Source organism: Lentzea albida, assembly GCF_900111005.1.
Taxonomy (GTDB): Bacteria; Actinomycetota; Actinomycetes; order Mycobacteriales; family Pseudonocardiaceae; genus Lentzea; species Lentzea albida.
Window position 1 is genome coordinate 65,773 of sequence record NZ_FOFV01000025.1, and the last position, 13,054, is coordinate 78,826.

The 13,054-nt window shown below is 69.8% G+C and carries 11 protein-coding genes; 4 read left to right on the top strand and 7 right to left on the bottom strand.

Annotated elements, in window-relative coordinates:
• Window positions 1–22: 22 nt before the first annotated feature.
• Together asnB and BMY74_RS39895 are read right to left on the bottom strand one after the other, a co-directional pair.
• On the bottom strand, window positions 23–1,846 hold the full coding sequence (gene asnB, locus BMY74_RS39890) for an asparagine synthase (glutamine-hydrolyzing) (RefSeq protein WP_089926245.1): 1,824 nt from the start codon (window positions 1,844–1,846) through the stop codon (window positions 23–25).
• Between the two features lie 2 nt (window positions 1,847–1,848).
• A complete protein-coding gene (locus BMY74_RS39895) occupies window positions 1,849–3,876 on the bottom strand; it encodes a glycosyltransferase (RefSeq protein ID WP_177230163.1) in 2,028 nt (675 codons plus the stop codon).
• 128 nt (window positions 3,877–4,004) lie between these two features.
• Here BMY74_RS39895 and BMY74_RS39900 point away from each other — a divergent pair, with 128 nt between their 5' ends.
• Window positions 4,005–5,336, top strand: a complete 1,332-nt coding sequence (locus BMY74_RS39900; RefSeq protein WP_245786644.1) for a glycosyltransferase family 4 protein — start codon at window positions 4,005–4,007, stop codon at window positions 5,334–5,336.
• Window positions 5,336–6,631, top strand: a complete 1,296-nt coding sequence (locus BMY74_RS39905; RefSeq protein WP_089926448.1) for a UDP-glucose dehydrogenase family protein — start codon at window positions 5,336–5,338, stop codon at window positions 6,629–6,631. Before BMY74_RS39900 ends, BMY74_RS39905 begins: the two co-directional genes overlap by 1 nt.
• 88 nt (window positions 6,632–6,719) lie before the next feature.
• Here the strand turns inward: BMY74_RS39905 and BMY74_RS47070 are convergent, their stop codons facing one another.
• Window positions 6,720–7,448 (bottom strand): PIG-L deacetylase family protein, encoded by a 729-nt coding sequence (locus BMY74_RS47070; RefSeq protein ID WP_089926254.1) that lies wholly within the window; start codon window positions 7,446–7,448, stop codon window positions 6,720–6,722.
• A 35-nt stretch (window positions 7,449–7,483) separates the two neighbouring features.
• Here BMY74_RS47070 and BMY74_RS39915 point away from each other — a divergent pair, with 35 nt between their 5' ends.
• A complete protein-coding gene (locus tag BMY74_RS39915; protein ID WP_245786645.1) occupies window positions 7,484–7,939 on the top strand; it encodes a DUF4231 domain-containing protein in 456 nt (151 codons plus the stop codon).
• Between the two features lie 600 nt (window positions 7,940–8,539).
• On the opposite strand, the gene BMY74_RS39920 is transcribed toward BMY74_RS39915, so the two are convergent.
• Together BMY74_RS39920 and BMY74_RS39925 are read right to left on the bottom strand one after the other, a co-directional pair.
• Window positions 8,540–9,307 carry an enoyl-CoA hydratase/isomerase family protein gene (locus BMY74_RS39920; protein ID WP_245786646.1) on the bottom strand — a complete coding sequence of 256 codons (768 nt, stop codon included), beginning with the start codon at window positions 9,305–9,307 and terminating at the stop codon, window positions 8,540–8,542.
• 7 nt (window positions 9,308–9,314) lie between these two features.
• Window positions 9,315–10,271, bottom strand: coding sequence for a magnesium transporter CorA family protein (locus tag BMY74_RS39925; protein ID WP_177230164.1), 957 nt, complete (start codon window positions 10,269–10,271; stop codon window positions 9,315–9,317).
• A 68-nt stretch (window positions 10,272–10,339) separates the two neighbouring features.
• Between BMY74_RS39925 and BMY74_RS39930 the strand changes: the two genes are divergently transcribed.
• The gene (locus BMY74_RS39930) at window positions 10,340–11,665 is read left to right on the top strand and encodes a serine/threonine-protein kinase (protein WP_245786647.1); all 1,326 of its coding nucleotides are present in this window, start codon (window positions 10,340–10,342) and stop codon (window positions 11,663–11,665) included.
• Here the strand turns inward: BMY74_RS39930 and BMY74_RS39935 are convergent.
• Both BMY74_RS39935 and BMY74_RS39940 read right to left on the bottom strand, forming a co-directional pair.
• The gene (locus BMY74_RS39935) at window positions 11,650–12,516 is read right to left on the bottom strand and encodes a hypothetical protein (protein ID WP_089926263.1); all 867 of its coding nucleotides are present in this window, start codon (window positions 12,514–12,516) and stop codon (window positions 11,650–11,652) included. The genes BMY74_RS39930 and BMY74_RS39935 overlap by 16 nt on opposite strands.
• Entirely contained in the window at window positions 12,509–13,039 is a 531-nt protein-coding gene (locus tag BMY74_RS39940; RefSeq protein WP_281245046.1) for an RNA polymerase sigma factor, read from the bottom strand. Before BMY74_RS39940 ends, BMY74_RS39935 begins: the two co-directional genes overlap by 8 nt.
• Window positions 13,040–13,054 lie beyond the last annotated feature (15 nt).

The window sequence follows — 13,054 nt, forward strand, 5'->3', positions numbered from 1 at the left end:
AAATCCCTGTTCATGTGCCGTCCTACCAGCTGAGCGTTTGGTGCCACACCTCGAGCGAGAGCAGCGTCCAGATGCGGGGCTGCTCGTTGCGGTCACCGGAGGAGTGGTCGTCGAGCAGTGCGCGGACGGCCGCGCGGTCGAAGGTCTTGCCCACGAACGACGTGGGTCCGGTCAGCAGGTCGTAGGCCATGTCGCGCAGGCCGTCGCGGAACCACGCGTCGAGCGGCACCTTGAAGCCCGACTTCGGCCGGTCGACGATGTCGGCCGGCAGGTGCTGCCGCGCCACCTCCTTCACGACCCACTTGGTCGTGCCGCCGCGCACCTTCACGCTGCTGGGCAACGAGAACGCGAGCTCGGCCACGCGGTGGTCGAGGAACGGCGGCCGGAGCTCGAGCGACGCGGCCATCGACATGCGGTCACCGCGTTCGAGGAGGTTGTCCGCGAGCCAGGTGTGCGAGTCGGCGTAGAGCATGCGCCGCACCGCGTCCCCGCGCCCGTTCTCGTACGGCGCGAGCACCGACCTGGTGGCGGGCCCGCCGAGCAGCTCTGCCCGCTCGGACACCGTGAAGGGCGCGAACCAGCCGCGCATGCGTTCGGCGTAGGAGGGCTCGGCGAGGGCGCGCAGGGCGATGCCCAGCCGTGCCTTGGAGGCCGGCAACGCCTTCTCCAGGCGCTTCAACGCGAACGAGGGCGCGGCACCGGCCAGGCGGGTCGGCAGCGCGAAGCGGTACTTCGGGTAGCCGCCGAAGAGCTCGTCGCTGCCCTCACCCGACAGCACGACCTTGACGTCCCTGCGGGCCAACTCGGCGAGGCGGAACACGGCCACGTCGGCGGGTTCGGACAGCGGCGCGTCGCGGTGCCAGGAGAGCTTCGCCCAGCTGTCGCGGAAGTCGTCGGCCGTGACGGTCACGTTGTGGTGCCGGCTGCCGACGATCCCGGCGACCTTCTCGGCGTGGTGGACCTCGTCCACGCGCGGGTCGCCGAAGCCCGCGGAGAACGTGTGCAGCTCCGCGTCACCCCGTTCGCGGGCCACCAGCGCCGTGATGAGCGAGGAGTCGACCCCGCCGGACAGGTAGGCGCCGACGGGCACGTCCGCGACCAGAGCGTCGCGCACGGAGGCCGTGAGGGCCTCGTCCACGAGCCGCACGGCCTCCTCGGGCGTGACCTTGCGGATCTCCGACTCACGCGGCAGCTCCCAGTACGCCTCGGTGCGCACCTCACCGGACGCCGACACCACCAGGTGGTGGCCCTGCGGCACCTTCCGGACGCCGCGCACCAGCGTGTGGGGCGCTGGGACGGACCGGTGCGCCAGGTAGTCGTGCAGCGACTCCTGGTCGACCTCGGCCGCGCCGATCGCGGGCAGCAGCGCCTTGATCTCGGACGCGAACGCGAACATCTTCGCGTCGGCGTAGTAGTACAGCGGCAGGATGCCGAGGCGGTCGCGGAAGAGGTGCGTCTCGCCCGTCCTGGCGTCGTGGATCGCGTAGGCGAACTGGCCGCGCAGCTCGGTCACCGCGGAGGGCCCGTGCTGCTCGTACAGCGCCAGGAGCACCTCGGTGTCGCCGTTCGTGCGGAACGGGTAGGTGAGCCCGGAGCGCAGCTGCCGGTAGTTCAGGATCTCGCCGTTGAACGCGATCTGCGTGGTGCCGGACGCGCCCGCCATCGGCTGCGGCGACCCGGCCAGGTCGATGATCGACAGCCGGGTGTGCGCGAAGCCGATCGGCCCGTCCGCCCAGAACCCGCTGTCGTCGGGGCCGCGGTGGTGCAGCCGCTTCGCCATCTCGGCGAGCAGCTCCTGCGAGACGGGCGTGCCGTCGAACCGCCTGATTCCTGCGATGCCGCACATGGTCAGCGGCCCCCAGAAGTGGATTCAGCGATCTGCATGAGCTCACGGGCCCGGGAGTCCCACGACGCGGTCAGCACGGCCGCACGGCGTTCGGCCGGCGTCTTCAGCCCGCCGTCCTTGAGCGTGAGCCGGATCTGGTCGATGAAGTCGGCCTCGCCCTTGGCGATCCGGATGACGTCTCCGTACCGCTCCACCTCGGGGAAGTCCGTCGAGACGACGGCCAGGCCGAGGGCGAGGTACTCCTTCATCTTGATCGGGTTCGCGTGCTTGATCCAGTCGTTGTCGAGCCACGGCATCAGCGCCACGTCGAACCCGCTGCCGTAGCCGGGGATCTGGTCGTAGGACCGGAAGTCCAGCCAGTGCACGTTCGGGTACTTGTCGTAACGCTCCATCGAGCAGGTGGCGTCACCGATAAGCACGACGGACGCGTCGGGGAACTCCTGCGCGACCTTCTCGATCAGGTCGAAGTCGACGAGGTAGTCGTCGAGGCTGCCGAAGAACCCGATGCGCGGCCCGGTGATCGACGCGATGTCCGCGGGGAGTTCGGTGCGGCGGGTGAAGTGGTCGACGTCCACACCGTGGTCGAGGAAGTGCGCACGGTCACCGGTCAGCCTCGACTCCTCCTCCTGGAGGGCGCGGCTGACGTAGAGCACGGTGTCCGAATTGGACAGCAGCTGGTCCTCCAGCGCGGCGATGGTGCCCTGGTCCGCCTCGGGGAACGCCGAGTGCCGGTCCGACCGGTTGAAGATCAGGCCCTTGGTCCTCATCGGCTCCACGACGTCCCACGCCGTGGGAATCGTGGCGACCACCACGGGCGTGCCCATGCGCAGGAAGAAGCAGACCGCCTTCACCTGCGTGCGCACGAGCACCGAGTTGAGCTTGCGCAGCCACGGCTTGCCGTAGAACGGCAGGGGAGCGGGCGTCATCACGTAGAAGTTCGGCGTGTCCTCGATCGGCTGCCGCACGAGCTTCGCGACGCTCATCGCCTTGCGGAAGATCCGGCGCAGGAACTGCGTGCTCTTGCCGGGCGACGGCATCCGCAGGCCGATGCTGTTGACCAGCAACACCTTGCGGTGCTTCGCGACGCGGCGCAGCAACTGGAAGTCCGAGTGCGCCCGGTTGTGGTACCACCAGTCCTGCGCCGAGAAGCACAGGTAGCTCGGCCCCGCGGAGCTCGTCTCCTCCGGCCAGCGGCCCATCCCGAACAGCCCCTTCAACGCGGTGCGGTGCTTCGGCGACCGTGCGCGAAGCCCTTCGTTCGCGACCATGGCCAGCCACATGAACAACGCGGCGAACCGGCCGTGCAGCTCGCGGTGCAGGCGGACCTTGTTCGCGGTGAGCATCGACCACAGCCGGGCGTTCGTGGACACCTCGCCACCGATGTGCGTGATCGTCGCGCGCGGCTCGTACCAGACCCCGCCCGCCCGCATCATGTACTCGGTCTCCTCCGAATAGAGGAAGTACCGTTCGTCCAGAAGGCCGTGCTTCTCGATGGTCTCCCTGGTCACCAGCCACGCGCAGCCCGTGGCCCAGTCGGCGGCGTGCGCGCCCTGGTAGGCCTTCACGTCGGTGACCGTCTCGCCGAGGCCGATCGAGCCGGCCCGCCCACCGCCGAGGAACGCCTCCGCGAACGCACCGGCGACACGGGGCTTGCGGCGCAGCGACAGCGAGAGCGCGCCCGACTCGTCCACCAGACGCGGGACGACGATCGGCTTGCCGGCAGCGCGGAGTGCGTCCACGGCTCCGGGGTGCAACCGGATGTCGGCGTTGAGCACCAGGACGTCGTGACCCTCGGCGGCCTTGATGCCCAGGTTCACCCCGGCGGCGTAGCCACCGTTCACCGGACTGCGCACGACGTCCACGCCGGGGCGGGTGGCGGCCTCCACCGTGCCGTCGGTGGAGGCGTTGTCGACGACGATCACCTTCACGCCGTCCGGCAACGAGTCGAGGCATCCCGCGATGACCTGTTCGCTCTGGTAGGTGACGATGACCACCGCGACAGGTGACCGCTCCACAACCACTCCTCGCATCAGGGCTCCTGCGCGCTACATCGAGCGCTTCGGTACCTCCGTTACGAGAAATGGCGAAGGTGTCACCGTTCCGCCCAGCGGACACGCGCGTGTGTAACCGTTTCGGCCTCCCGAACGAGAACCAAGGCGTGACGTCATCGCCGCACGTGTTGATCATCGTGCAGAACCTCCCCGTGCCGCTGGACCGCCGGGTGTGGCTGGAATGCCGTGCCCTGACCAACGCCGGCTACGAGGTTTCGGTGATCTGCCCCAAGGGTCCGGGTGATCCCGCCTACCAACTGCTCGACGGAGTGCACCTCTACAAGTACGCTCCGCCGCCCCAGGCCGAGGGCGCGCTGGGCTATGCGTGGGAGTTCCTGTACTGCTGGGTGCGCACGGCGTTGCTGAGCGTGAAGGTCCGCGCCCGCAGGCGTTTCCACGTCATGCAGGCTTGCAACCCGCCGGACACCTACTGGGCGCTCGCGTTGCTGTGGCGGCTCGGTGGCGTGAAGTTCGTCTTCGACCACCACGACCTCAACCCCGAGGTGTTCCTGTCCCGCTTCGGCGAGCCCAGGGGGATCGCGGGCAAGGCGCAGTACCGGATCTTGAAGTGGTTGGAGCGCCGCACCTTCCGCACGGCCAACCGGGTGACGTCGACCAACACCTCGTACCAGAAGATCGCGTGGACGCGGGGTGACGTTCCGTCCGAGCACACCACCGTCGTGCGCTCCGGCCCGGACACGACCGTGATGCGGCCTGTCGAGGGCGTGGACGAACTTCGACGCGGCGGCAAACACTTGGTGGCCTATCTCGGAATCATGGGACCGCAGGACGGCGTCGACGGCGTCCTCGAAGTCGCACGGAGAGTTGTTTTCGACCGCGGCCGCACCGACGTCCGGTTCGCCCTGCTGGGGTTCGGCGACTGCCTCGAGGACCTGAAGAAGCAGGCCAGCGCCTGGGGACTCGATCCGTACGTCGAGTTCACCGGGCGAGTCGGGCCCGAACAGATCACCCGTTACCTGTCGACCTCGTCGGTCGGACTGGGCCCGGATCCGTTGTCGCCTTTGAACGACGTGTCCACTATGAACAAGACCATGGAGTACATGGCCTACGCGCTGCCGGTCGTCACCTACCGGTTGCAGGAGACCGTGGTGTCGGCCGGCGAGTGCGCCGTGCTGGTCGAACCGGGTGACGTCGAGGGCTTCACGACGTCGCTGCTCGACCTGCTCGACGACGCGGAACGCCGCGCGCGCCTCGGCTTCGAGGGCAGGCGCCGGTGCGAGGCCGTGCTCGACTGGCGTCCCCAGGCGGAGAACTACGTGGCGGTGTTCGACGGGCTCACCGGTTTCGCCTCGCGCGGCCCGTTCCCCGGCGGCAGGCCCGAGCTCGGCCCGGGCACGGACCAGTGGGGCAACAAGATGATCGACGTGAGCGACGACGCCGTGCTCCGCGCGTTCGCCGTGACCCGAACGGGAGAATGATGTTCGTCAGAAGGATCGCTGTCGTCGGCACGGGCTACGTCGGTCTGACCACCGGTGCCTGCCTCGCCTCGCTGGGTCACCGCGTGGTGTGCGCGGACGTCGACGCCTCGAAGGTCGAGCGGCTCGCCCGTGGTGAGGTCGACATCCTCGAACCCCGTCTTGCCGAACTGGTCGCCGAGGGTTTGGCCTCCGGTCGCCTTTCGTTCGTGCTGGGCGCCTCCGCCGCGGTGTCGGACGCCGAGGTCGTGTTCCTCTGCGTGCCCACGCCGATGGGCGTCGGCGGCATCGCGGACCTCCAGGCCGTCGAGGCCGTTGTGGACGAAACGCGCGACCTGCTGCCGTCCGGGTGCGTGATCGTCAACAAGTCGACCGTGCCCGTCGGCACCTCGCTGCGCACCGCCGAGCTGCTGCGCCGCGACGACGTCGCCGTCGTGTCGAACCCCGAGTTCCTGCGCGAGGGCTCGGCCGTGCACGACTTCCTGAACCCCGACCGCATCGTCGTCGGCTGCGACCAGCAGGACGCCGCCGAGCGCGTCGCCGCCCTGTACGCACGCCTGGGCGCGCCGACGGTGCTGACCGACGCGGCCTCCGCCGAGATGGTCAAGTACGCGGCCAACTGCTTCCTCGCGATGAAGCTCTCGTACGTCAACGCGGTCGCGGAGCTGTGCGAGCGGCTCGGTGCGAACATCACCGACGTCACCGAGGGCATGGGCTACGACAAGCGCATCGGCCAGGCCTTCCTCAACCCCGGTCCCGGCTGGGGCGGTTCGTGCCTGCCGAAGGACACGCACGCGATGCTCCAGGTCGCCGACGCCGCCGACTTCGAGTTCCGCCTGCTGCGCGCCACGATCGACACCAACGAGCGCCAGCGCCAGCGGATGGTCGAGAAGGTCCGCCTCGCCGTGACGGGCAAGCGCGGCGGCTCGCTGTCGCACGTGCGCCTCGGCCTGCTGGGCCTGACGTTCAAGGCGGGCACCGACGACCTGCGCGACTCGCCGGCCCTGGCCGTCGCGGCACTGCTGAAGCAGGCGGGCGCGGAGCTCGTCGGCTACGACCCCGCCCTGACCGGCGGCAGCGACCTCGGCGCGGTGTCCGTTGTGGACGACCCGTACGTGGCCGCCAAGGACGTGGACGCCCTGGTGGTGCTGACCGAGTGGCCGGAGTTCCGCTCGCTCGACTGGCCGCGCCTGGCCGAGACCGTCCGGCAGCCCGTCGTCGTCGACACCCGCAACCTGCTGGACCCGGACGTCCTGCGGCGCGCTGGTTTGACCTGCACCTCGCTGGGTCGCCGTTAGTCCTTTTCAGACAGACCGGCTACCAGGTCGGTCTCCGGCGGGGCGTTCGTCGGTGTCCAGGTAGCGCGAGAAGCGCTCCCGGACGCCCTCACCACCGCGGCAGGTCCGGCCCGTGGTGCGTGATGCCGGCGAACAGGTCGGTCTCGGGCAGCCGGGCGTTCGTGGTGTCGAACGCCCGGATGTACGACTCGGTCGCGAACCTCTGCTGCGCCGTCAGCTTCCCGATGAGCGACTGGCTTTCGTAGCAGTGCAACGCCTTGCGCTTGAGGTCGGCGACGTGCGACGTGTCGATCCTGGTGGTCGCCAGGCTGTCGTGCGACTCCAGGTACAGCTTCGCCGGGATCCCCGTCTCCTTCACCGCGTGGTGCGCGACCCTGGCGGCGTGCACGTGGTCGCGGTGCTGGTGCGGGTTGTGGTGGTTGTGCGTGACGACGACCTGCGGCCGGAAGTGCTCCAGCAGCGCGGACAGCCGGCCCGCGGCCGTCTCGACGGGAATGGAGCAGAACGCGCCGGGCGGCACCTCACCCGTCTCGCCGGAGTCGTGGTACCCCAACAGTTCCAGGTCCGTGATCCCGAGCACGTCGCACGCGGCGTTGAGCTGCGCCCGCCTGCGCGAGGCCACAGCCTGCGGGTGGTGGTTGGGATCGCCGGGCTTCGCGCCACCGGGCATGTCCCCGAGCTCGCCACCGGTACACGTGACGAGGACGATCCGAACGCCCTGGCGGGCGTAGTGGGCCAGGATTCCGCCGGTCGACCGCGACTCGTCGTCGGGGTGGGCGTGGACGGCCAGCAAGGTTCTCGGTCCATCGAACTGCACGCGGGGGAACGTACCCCGAAACTATTGTCTTGCCGGTGACCGACTTGCCGTCCGGCTTGAAGCCGTTGGAACTCGCACAACACCTCCAGGGACAGATCGCGCGAGGGCACGCCTACGCCCGCTCGCGCAAGCAGCGGTTCAGGTGGAAGTCCGTAACTGTCCGACTGACCACTTTGGTGCTTTCGGCGGTGTCGACGATCATCCTCGGCCTGCAGAACCTCGACCCCTGGACGGGGACGGCGTTCGCGCTCGTGGCGGTCGTCACCGTGGTGTCCGCTTTGGAGCCGTTCTTCGCTTGGCGGTCGTTGTGGGTGTTGATGGAGGAGGCCAGTTACCGGTTCCACCGGCTGGAGGACGACTTGGCCTATTACGTCGCGTCCACTCCGGCTGATCAGGTGGAGGTCGAGCGGGTTCGGGAGATGTTCGAGCGGTACCAGGAGATTTGGGACTCGTTGAGTTCGCGGTGGCTTCAGTTTCGGGACAACGGGTAGGGGCGTGAGGGTCGGCTTGGGTCGTGTCGAGCCGGTGCCGGTCATCGCCGCTTCGCGACGATTGCGATTGAGGCTTGACTTCGGGGCCCTTGCGAGGCCTTTCTCGGCCTAATAGAGGCCGGTCTGTGAAGCCCGGCCGAGTGGTCAAGTTTAAGGCCTCGCACCCGAAGTCAAGCCCCAATCGCCGTCGGGGTTGAGTCATCACCGCTGCTCAGAGCCCGTGGAGGTAGGGACGCCTCGCCTTCGGCATTGCGTGGGTGGTGAGGTGCTCGGCTTCGCCGTTGCCTGTGGTGCGGGGAGTGACGCCTCGGCTTCGCCATTGCCGTGGCGGAAGGGTGTCTCGGCTTCGCCGTCGGCCGGAGGATGTCGGGGGAGGGCTGTGCCTCGGCGCCGCTCGTTGTGCGCCAGTCCTGGCCTGCCGCCTGGCAGCTGCCGCAGCCTGCCCGCCGCCTCTACCCGCCGTCCGCCTGCCCGCCGTCCGCCTGCCTGCCGCGTGGCACCTGCCGCCGCCTGCTTGGCTGACTGCCTACCGCCCACTTGCCGCGTGCCTGGCGCCGACCTGCCGCCGCCGACCTACGGCCGCTCCTGCCCGCCCTCCGCTCAGCGGCCCGTGAAGGTCGCCCGCCCAGGCCCGTCCGTCAGGAAGCTGTGCACGGCCCGAGGCAGGTCCTCGGTCTCGTACAGCCCCGACGCGATGGTCGTCACGTGCGCGTCGGCCTCCGCCACCCCGCCGTGCTCGTAGTGCGCGAGCACCTGCTTGGTGGCGGCGTGCGCGCGCGTCGGGCCCACGGCCAACCCCAGGGCGAACTCCTCGGCGGCGAGGGCGAAGCCGTCGTCCGGGAACACGCGGTTCACGACGTTCCAGCGCTCCAGGGTCGCGGCGTCGTAGAGGTCGCCGGTCATGACGAACTCCTTCGCCCGCGCCACGCCCGCGCGGGCGGCCAGGCGTTGGGTGCCGCCCATGGTCGGGGTGAGGCCCACGACCTTCTCCACCAGGCCGAAGCGGGCCGACGACGAGGCGACGAGGAGGTCGCAGGCCACCGCCAGCTCGAAGGCCCAGGTCAGGCACAGGGCGTGCGCGGCGAAGACGGTCGGCATCGGCAGTGCGGCGAGGCGCTGGGGGAGCAGCAGCATGCGGTCGAACAGCTGCTGGGCCTCCTCGCGGTACTCCTGGGCGGCGAACAGGGAGACGTCGACTCCGCCCGACACCACCTTGCCCGTGGCGTTGACCAGCAGTGCGCGTGCGTCGCCCAGGTCGTCCAGGGCCTCGTGGAACTCGGCGTCGAGGTCCAGGGAGTACAGGTTGAGCGGGGGTGCGTCGATCGTGATGATCGCGAGCTCGTCACGGCGGGTCAGGTGGATCTTCACGGGGGGCTCACAACCAATCGCGGCGCTTGAACATCACGTACAGGAAGTAGGAGAGGCCGAAGATACCCAGCGTGGAGACCCAGAAGCCCCACCTCTGCTCGAAGCCCGGGTAGGGGACGTTCATGCCGTAGTAGCCCGAGATGGCGGTCGGGACGGCGATGATCGCGGCCCAGCTCGTGACCTTCTTCATGATCGAGTTGAGGCGGTTGCCCTGGACGGCGACCTCGGCCTCGCGGAGGTTCGTGACCAGCTCGCGCATCGACTCCGTCAGTTCGGCGATGAAGAGCGTGTGGTCCTTCACGTCCAGGTAGTACGGCATCATCACGTCGTCCACCAGTTCGTGCTCGCGGTGCAGCAGCGAGCCGAGGACCTCGCGCATGGGCAGCGCGACGCGGCGCAGCTGGACCAGCGCGCGGCGGAGCTGCAGGGCCTTGCGGCCCACGTGCGGCTTCTCGTCGTAGATGCGGTCCTCGAGGGCCTCGATGTCGTCGTCGAGCTGCTGGGCGGCGGCGTAGTGGCCGTCCACGACGTCGTCGAGCAGGCCGTGCAGCAGGAAGCCGATGCCCGACGACGCGAGCGTGGGCGCGCTGTCCCACCGCCGCAGCACGCCCGCCAGGTCGTAGTCCTCGCTCTCGCGGACCGTCACGAGCGCGTTGCGCGCCACGAAGACGTCGACCTCGCACGTCCTGATCTCGTGCTGCTCGTACCGGACGGCGTAGACGGAGAGGAACAGGTGGGTGGGGTAGCGGTCGACCTTCGGGCGCTGCCGCTCGGAGAACGCGTCCTCGATCGCGAGCTCGTGCAGCCCCAGTTCGTCGCGCAGCAGACCTATCTCGTCCTCCGACGGCGCGCACAGGTCGAACCACACGATCGCGGACTGATCTTGGAGGTGCCGCGAGACGTCGGCGACCGGGAAGTCCGAGCTGACGAGCTCGCCGTTGCGGTACAACCTTGTCCGGCCCATGGGTGAAAGCCTACGTAGATCTACTCAGATGTGAGGTTTCGGCCCGAGTTCCCGCTACCCTCGATCCGGTGAAGGTGGACCAACCACAGCGCATCGGTGACTACCTGCTCCTGGGCAGGCTTGGTCGTGGCGCCATGGGAACGGTCTACCTGGGACAAGGCAGCGACGGGCGCCAGGTGGCGGTCAAGGTCGCCCGCGCCGAGCTCGCCGACGACCCGCGCTTCCGCGAGCGGTTCCGCCGCGAGGTCCAGATGGCCCGTGCGGTCGGCAGCGCCGGCACGGCGGCCGTCGTGGACGCCGACACGCGGGCGGCCCGGCCGTGGATGGCGACGGAGTACGTGCCCGGCCCGACGCTGCAGGAGGCCATCGAACGGCACGGACCGCTGCCCGAGCACCATTTGAGACGCCTCGCCGAGGGTCTGGCCGAGGCGCTCACCGCGATCCACCGCGCGGGCCTCGTCCACCGCGACCTCAAGCCGTCCAACGTGCTGCTGGGCGCCGACGGCCCGCGCGTCATCGACTTCGGCATCTCCCGCGCGATGGAGCACACCGCGCTGACGGAGACCGGCATGGTCTTCGGCACGCCCGGCTTCCTCTCGCCCGAGCAGATCACCGGCCAGGAGGTCGCGTCGCCGTCCGACGTGTTCGCCCTGGGCGCCGTGCTGGTCTACGCGGCGACGGGCAAGGGCCCGTTCGGCGAGGGCCCGACGGCCACGTTGCTCTACAAGGCCGCCCACGGCGAGCCGGACATCGACGGCGTGCCCAAGGCGCTGCGGCCGCTCGTGCAGAAGTGCATGCACCGCGACCCGGCCAAGCGCCCGGAACCGGCCGAGGTGACGCGCCTGCTCTCGCAGGTCGTCACGCCGAAGCCGCCGACCACCAAGATGCCCGCGCCCATGACGCCCGCCGCCGCGACGTTCTCGACGTCGCGGTTCGTGCCGATGGCGTGGGGCGTGCTGAACCTGGCCGTGGCCCTGCTCGCCGCCGCGATCGCCGACCCGGCCGCCCAGGCCAACGGCGCCACGCAGCTGCTCGCGCTGGCCGCGTTCTGCGTGCTCGTCGTGCGTGCCGTGCGGTACTTCAGCGCGGCCGCCCGCCGTCGGGTCGTCATCGAGATCAGCCGCGAGGGCATCGCCACCACGCGCAACGGCAAGTTCCACCAGTACTGGTGGTACGAGCTCGCACGGGTGCGCGTCGTGCCGCACAAGAAACGGCCGTGGGTCGTCGTCTGGCTGAAGGACCCGGCACCGCGCCGGTTCTTCGGCGCGCACCACGGCGGTGTGCGCGTCTTCCCGATCGCCCACGAGCGCACCAGGAGGCGGCGCGAGCGCGACGTCGCCGAGCTGCGCGCCGCCCTGGCCTGGTACCTGCCGAGGTCCTACGACGGCCGCTGATCGGTCCACTCGTAGGTGACCGCGATGGACATCAGCGAGGTCCCCGCGGGCAGTGCGCCGCCGGCGAAGACCTGCCGTTCCTCGTACCCGGTGACCTCACCCGTCGCCGGGTCGAGGGTGAAGGAGGCCTTGCCGCCCTCCGCGGTCACCGCGCCGTCGTTGTAGCGCACCCCGTCGACGGCGGCGAGCTGGCGGTAGAGAACCGCCTTCTTGTCCTTGGCGGTGAACGGCGAGAGCAACGCGGAGGACGCGGAACCCAGCGTCTCCCGCAGCTCCTGGCTCAGCGGGTTGAGCAGGCTCGTCTCGTAGCACGGGGTCGTCGGGCAGACCGTGTCCCACATCTGCGGGCCCGTGTACACGCGGCTGGGCGTGAAGCCGGGCGTCTCCGGGACGCCGGCGACCGCGCGCGTGCGGCCGGTCGCCCTGCGCTGGATCTTCACCTGCTGTCCGTCGGCCGTCGGCAGCCAGACCTCGGCGACGAACTCCGCCTGCATCGCGGTGGTGGCGCCCTTGTCGTTGTCGGTGAACGTCAGCCAGGTCTCGTACCGGATGTGCCTGTACCGGCCGCGCGGCTGCGACCGCTCCAGCAGCACCGCCGCCTCGGCGAGCGAGGTGGCGGGCGCGGTGGGCATCTCGGCGACGTCCGGGGTGAACCGCTCCGGTCGCACGAACACCACGAGCCCGGTGATCAGCACGACCGCCACGACCGCCGCGGCGATGCCGATCCAGTGGCGCGAGCGCGACGGCGGCTTCTCGGCGAACAACTGCTCGCGCAACCGGGCCAGCCGCACTTCGTCGCCGCCGCGCACCGGGTACAGCTCGGCGAGGTCGTCGTCCAGCACGTCACGCATGTTCCACTTCCTTCAGCTTCGCGCGCAGCCGGTGCAGACGGGACCGGGCGGTTCCGGGGTTGAGGTCGAGGGCTTCGGCCGCCTGCTGCACGGTCAGCCCGGCGAGCGACACGAGCAGCACCAGGTCGCGGTCGGCCTCGGGCATCCTGGCCAGCTCGCGCGCGATCCGGCGCAGGTGCGAGCGGGAGTCGATCCGGGTGACCACCGTGTGCTCCAGCGACTCGGCGACACCCAGGTCGACGCCGTACCGCTCGGCGGTCCGCAGCAGGCGGGTCTCGCGTTTGGCGTGGCCGCGCAACAGGTTCGTCGCGATGCCGTAGAGCCAGCCGACGACGCTGCCCTTCTCCGGGTCGTAGCCCTCCTTCCCGCGCATGGCGGCGAGGAAGGTCTCGCTGACGAGGTCGTCGGCCACGTCGACGCCCACCCGCCGCGCCAGGTATCTGTGCAACGGGTGGGCGTGCTCGTCGAACAGCTCCGCGAACATCACGCCCCCAGTTGGCTTCTCGCCGTGCCGGTGTTGCAGTGACCTGAATCACAG

Excerpts from the sequence above, each read along its gene's own strand:
- asnB (WP_089926245.1), bottom strand. The coding sequence starts at position 1,846 with ATGTGCGGCATCGCAGGAATCAGGCGGTTCGACGGCACGCCCGTCTCG.
- BMY74_RS39895 (WP_177230163.1), bottom strand. The coding sequence starts at position 3,876 with ATGCGAGGAGTGGTTGTGGAGCGGTCACCTGTCGCGGTGGTCATCGTC.
- BMY74_RS39905 (WP_089926448.1), top strand. The coding sequence starts at position 5,336 with ATGTTCGTCAGAAGGATCGCTGTCGTCGGCACGGGCTACGTCGGTCTG.
- BMY74_RS39925 (WP_177230164.1), bottom strand. The coding sequence starts at position 10,271 with ATGGGCCGGACAAGGTTGTACCGCAACGGCGAGCTCGTCAGCTCGGAC.
- BMY74_RS39935 (WP_089926263.1), bottom strand. The coding sequence starts at position 12,516 with ATGCGTGACGTGCTGGACGACGACCTCGCCGAGCTGTACCCGGTGCGC.